The sequence below is a fragment of the Gemmatimonadota bacterium genome (assembly GCA_026706345.1).
In the GTDB taxonomy this organism is placed as follows: domain Bacteria; phylum JAAXHH01; class JAAXHH01; order JAAXHH01; family JAAXHH01; genus JAAXHH01.
The window spans coordinates 1-3762 of the sequence record JAPOYX010000202.1 but is presented as its reverse complement, the minus strand read 5'-3'; the positions used below and the strand labels follow the sequence as shown (position 1 = coordinate 3762).

6 protein-coding genes are annotated in these 3762 nt (G+C 60.2%); 4 read left to right on the top strand and 2 right to left on the bottom strand.

The features are described 5' to 3' along the window. Positions 1-72: 72 nt before the first annotated feature. From OXG98_14115 to OXG98_14100, 4 genes are all read left to right on the top strand, one after another. Positions 73-453 carry a hypothetical protein gene (locus OXG98_14115; protein MCY3773136.1) on the top strand — a complete coding sequence of 127 codons (381 nt, stop codon included), beginning with the start codon at positions 73-75 and terminating at the stop codon, positions 451-453. Between the two features lie 148 nt (positions 454-601). After that, complete coding sequence (locus OXG98_14110; GenBank protein ID MCY3773135.1) at positions 602-727, top strand: hypothetical protein; 126 nt, start codon at positions 602-604, stop codon at positions 725-727. Between the two features lie 24 nt (positions 728-751). Beyond that, entirely contained in the window at positions 752-1009 is a 258-nt protein-coding gene (locus tag OXG98_14105; GenBank protein MCY3773134.1) for a thermonuclease family protein, read from the top strand. Positions 1010-1557: 548 nt separating this feature from the next. Continuing rightward, entirely contained in the window at positions 1558-1953 is a 396-nt protein-coding gene (locus OXG98_14100; protein MCY3773133.1) for an MAPEG family protein, read from the top strand. 37 nt (positions 1954-1990) lie between these two features. On the opposite strand, the gene OXG98_14095 is transcribed toward OXG98_14100, so the two are convergent. Both OXG98_14095 and OXG98_14090 read right to left on the bottom strand, forming a co-directional pair. Next, positions 1991-2155, bottom strand: coding sequence for a hypothetical protein (locus OXG98_14095; GenBank protein ID MCY3773132.1), 165 nt, complete (start codon positions 2153-2155; stop codon positions 1991-1993). A 386-nt stretch (positions 2156-2541) separates the two neighbouring features. After that, on the bottom strand, positions 2542-3762 hold a 1221-nt coding region (locus tag OXG98_14090), incomplete at its 5' end, for a TonB-dependent receptor (GenBank protein ID MCY3773131.1).

Here is a 3762-nt window from a genome sequence, read left to right as displayed (position 1 = left end):
CAGTCCCTCGGGCGCGGCGTCCTGGTAACGCTCTTTCGATGACACACCCCACGAATCAGAATGAGAATCGTATTGCTTGCATCAGTAACGTACGTCCTGCTGTCCGGCTGCGCCGCGACTCCGCCCGCCGTATACGAATTCGAGAACTCCAGAACGTTCATGGTCGAAAAACGGCGCGTCTGGGATGCGATGGTCTCGCGGTTCGCCGAATTCCAGATACCGATACAGACGATCGAGTACGACAGCGGCCTGATCGTCGCCGAGCTGCGCGCGTCCGTGGACACGGAAATACGGCCCGCGAATGCGTTTGACTGCCCGCGAAGCGTATTCTTCACTCCGCAAGTCGTCCCCATCAGGTACAACATGTTTGTCATGGCCGACAACGAGTACAGCTCGACCGTCACGGCGAACCTGGGCTTCTGGCAGACAGGAGTACGGTTGCCAACCAGCTAACCAGTGTGGCGTGTGCGTCCACAGGAGCCATAGAACTAGGCTGGCTGGACAGCATCAACGCCAGAACGCGGGAGTTCATAGTGCTCCCGGAATCTCTCAGCGACCCGGCGGATCTGATCGTCAGATGAATATCAGGCCGCTGTGGCTCGTGCTGTGCCCCATTGTGGCGTCGGCGCAGTCGCTTTCCTTCCACGACAACTCTGGCCCGCAGGTCGCGGCTACGATCACCGGCGCCTACGACGGCGACACACTCGCCGTCGTGGCCGACCTGTGACCGGACCTGCAATGGACGGGCAACGTGCGACTCAGGGGGATCGACACGCCCGAGAGCCGGGCGCGGTGCGACATCGAATACTCGCTCGCGATCACAGCCCGAGACTACGTTAGGGTGCTCGTAGGGCAGCGGGTGCTACTCGTGGACGTACAACCGGACAAGCACGCGGGGCGCCTCGTGGCCAACGTCACGCTCGCCAACGGGCTTGATCTGTCCGAGCATCTGCTGTCCCTCGGCTACGCCAGAGCGTACGAGGGCGCTTCGCGAGACGTGGTGCGCTGATCTCCAACGTCGCTAGTCCTTGTCCCGGTTTCTTGACTTCGAGGCTCATTCTGCTCACGCCACTTATGGCTCCCATGAGCCTAGCCGATAGCCGCACGGGCAGCGCAAGCCTGAAAGAGCCGTCCTTTATCGACACGAGCTAGCGCGAAGCTGCACCCGCTCGGTCGGATACCGACCCACGCTCCTGCGATCGTTAGTCCTGCGGAATCCCCTTTCTTTACGTCCAAGACAGGATATCTGTTATGCAGGTTAGTTTCCTGTTCTCAAACTTCTATATCAGCTTCCCTTACTCTGATGTTTCTCGGATGACGAAGTTTTGCGCCACTGGGCTTGACCCGTTCTCTTGGACACTTGAACTGTACGATGAAAGGCGTCTAATCCGCGAGATTCCAGAATTGAGTCTTCGGATACCTGATTGGTTCGGGCAGAAGCTCAGCCTGTCAATACAATATGAGTAGTCGGCTGAGTCGAATTGAGAGCCATCGTGGGCCAGCTATGGATTCTGCCCAAGCTCAAGTGTCGGATTAGTAATGGAAGGAACAACAGTCATGGCCGTCGAAATCACAGCCTTTTATGCCGCGCTATTGGTTGCAGTGCTTATCTTCCTAACCACACGGATCGGAGTGAAACGGGCGATAACCCGTATTTCCATACTAGACGGCGGAAATAGAGAAGTTGCAGTGGAGATGCGCCGTCACGGAAACTTCGTGGAGCATGTGCCACTGCTAATTGTTCTGATGGCAATTGTCGAGATTAACGGAGGAAGCCCCGTATTCCTGCATGTGGTAGGTATCACGCTGGTTATTTGCCGCGTGGCTCACCCGATTGGCTTGCGTTACGACCACGTTCAGACGCCGCTACGCATGGTCGGCTCCGTCGGAACATCGCTGATCACGGGCGCGCTCGGCTTCATGGCACTATGGCAAGGCCTAAATGCGATCTGAGATCGCACTAGCCCCAGCCCACCGGCACTCAGATAGATCATCCCCTATCTGTGACGCTGTTGAGATTATTGTTTATGTTCGGCGCCAGTACATCTTGGAAACGTGGCTCGGCATGCAACTGGCCTTCGACCTTGCCCGCTCTCGTCACCTGGAAAGCGCAATCAAGATCGAACGAATCGCTGCCGGGTAAACTTTCGGGCATGGTTGATGCCCTGCCGTCGGGGCTGCCGTCGCTGGAGCGCAAGAACACGGCTCATCACTTCACTCACTGGGCACGCGGTCTCGGCTCGCACGCGGCTGCCTTGAAGACGCCGCCGCATCCCACTGTGATCCCTCTGCGCTGCCTGACTGACAATTCTCCCCGCGTTGGCCCACTGCATCCGTACCGCCAAGTCAGACAAGAAACGATACGACCATTGGGACGACGTGATCCTCACGGGACCGACGCCGGATCATCGGCACGATGGTCCGGCGGTGCGCCCGCTGCGCGTCCGGGCCTACGGGTCGGCGTTGTCCGTAACGCCTCCGAGCATCGGCCGACGGCGGCGGAGCGCCTTCCGCCGCCGTGAGACGCCGACTTGCCGGCGACTAGAATTCGTACCGGAAACTGACGCCGTACAGCTGGGGGTCGCCGAGGTAGGCATTGAAGGTCTGCGTCGATCCGGGACCGGTACCTTCACCCTGCAGAGGCGCGTCAAAAACAGTGATGGCGTATTCCTCGTCAAAGATGTTCTGCGCCCAGAAGTCCACTGTCCACGGCGAGCCCTGGGATGTAAAGATCAGCCTGGCATTGGCGACCGTGTAGGACTCCTGCAGCTTTTCGATATCCAGATCCGCGCCCGTATTGTGTTCGCCCGTGTAGCGCGCGTCGACGTGAAACGCGCTTTCCAGAGGACCGATCGGAAAGCGCATGGTGATCCCGCCGACACCCGTGAATTTCGGCGCGTGGGTCAACTGGCGGCCGGCACGGTAGCCGTGTTCGGCACCGCTGCCGAAACGCACGTCCGCATAGGTCACTCCGCCGAACAGTTCGATGGCGTTGTTGATCGCGCCGCGCGCTTCGATCTCCACGCCCTTGGAAGTCACTTCCGGAATATTGAGCGCTTCGAACGCGAATCCCGTAAAGGCAGTGAGTTGATAGTCCTGGAACTCCTCGTGGAACAGGCTGACATCCAGCAGGGCACGCCAGTTGTCGAGGCTGAACTTGCCGCCCAGTTCGAATGAATCGACGGTCTCGGGGCGAAATATCCATTGATCCAGGCTGGCGGGTACCGCCACTCCGGTGGCCAGAGCAGACAGGATCGGGCTGGACAAGCCGCTACGGTCCATATTGAATCCGCCCGCCTTGTACCCGCGGGAATACCCGCCGTAAAGCAGGTGGTCGCCGACGGCACGTGACAACCGCAACGTCCCGGTGACTTCGTTCTCGTCAAGCGCCCCGGCATAGTTTCCATCCTTCGTGGGATCGGAAAACGGGATGCAGCCATAGGCCGCCAGGCCACCAAAGCCCCTGCGCACGTCCGGGTCGGACAGCAGCGCTGCGCCACCCGCGCGCACCTGCGCAACACCGGGCAGCAACGCGTTCGCGCCCGCCTGGGTCGCCGCCACACCCTGGCTCAGCGCCGCCACGCCTTCCTGCAGTCCGGGTATTCCCGGCGGGAGCCCCTGAGCCACCTGCGACAGTGTGTTGGCGAGGTTGTCGAGCTCTGCCGAATACGCTCGCACGCCCTGCTCGTAGGCACCCAAACCGGCGAGATAAGCCTGTGCGGTCTGCACGTAACCCGAGAGGTGTTGGCCCACGGACCTGCA